Origin of the sequence: Actinosynnema sp. NPDC023658, from assembly GCF_040639995.1 — a bacterium.
In the GTDB taxonomy this organism is placed as follows: domain Bacteria; phylum Actinomycetota; class Actinomycetes; order Mycobacteriales; family Pseudonocardiaceae; genus Actinosynnema.
Genome location: NZ_JBFAAX010001466.1, coordinates 1 through 1,085, shown reverse-complemented (window position 1 = coordinate 1,085; position 1,085 = coordinate 1). Strand labels below are relative to the sequence as shown.

Genomic DNA, 1,085 nt, shown 5'->3' with positions numbered 1-1,085 from the left:
CCGGACCCGACTCCCCCATCGAGGGGGTGCGACTCAAGCGTGTGCGGTCACCCCCGAAGTGCAAGTGGGGGTGACCGCAGCGATCCGCCAGGCCTCAGAGCTGGTGGACGGGGGACTCGACAGGTCGAGCCCCCCGTCGGTCACCGCTCGTTCGGCGCGCTGTCGGTGACCGCGCCGACGACCGACGCGCTCGGGCCTCCCGGCGTGCCTGTCGCCAGGTCGAAGCGGACCCGCTCGACCGGTTCGGTCTCGGCGTCGGCCACCGTCAGCACGGACACGTCCTTGTTCACCTCACCCCGGTTGAAGTAGGCGATCACCTGCACCCTGGTGGAGGACAACGGCCGCGAGGGCAGCGGTTCCTCCTGGGAGACGCGCTGGCGGAACCACACCTCGTCGACGTCCGTGGTGGACAGCTCGGCTCCTCCTGGTGCGACCGCGCTGCCCCTGAACGTGATGTTCGAGTCGGCCGCGGCGGACAGCGTCACCCGCCAGGTCAGGGTGCCGCCCTCGGTGACCAGGTCGGTGACCGGGGTGGTGGTGATGGTCGGCATCGGGTCGTCGTTCGGCACGATCAGCCTGTCCGTGTAGTGGCCGACGACGGTGCCGCGCACGGCCTTGGCCAGCACCACCCGCTTGGCGCCCAGGCTCCAGCGGGTGTTGCCGGTGACCTCCACCGGCACCTCGATCTCGTGCCGTCCGGGCTCGACCGCCACCAGCCGCGTGGTGTACGCGCCGTCCTCGCCCTGGACGAACACCCGCACGGAGCCGGTCCCGTCACCGGTGACCGAGACCGGGAACCGGACGGTCTGCGTGCCGGAGTCGCCCTCCTGCACGGTGAGCACGCCCACGTCGACGCGCGGCAGCGCCACCGGGCGCGGGTCGGGCAGGCCGGGTGCCCAGCCGTGGGCGTCGATCAGCCACGCCTGCCCGGAGCCGCTGTGCGGTACCAGCTCCAGCTCGGCCACGCGGCGCAGGTCGAGCCCGTGCGCCGGCAGCGGCACGCGGACCTCCTGCGCCCACCGCGCGGAGATCCGGTCGGTGGCGGGCAACCCGTCCAGCGTCACCGACCCCAGCTGCACCCGCCG

Annotated in this window: 1 pseudogene; it reads right to left on the bottom strand. The window is 73.1% G+C overall.

Annotated features, from left to right (window positions below):
* Positions 1 to 140: 140 nt before the first annotated feature.
* Positions 141 to 1,085: pseudogene (locus tag AB0G02_RS41840) on the bottom strand (hypothetical protein); the annotation flags it as partial.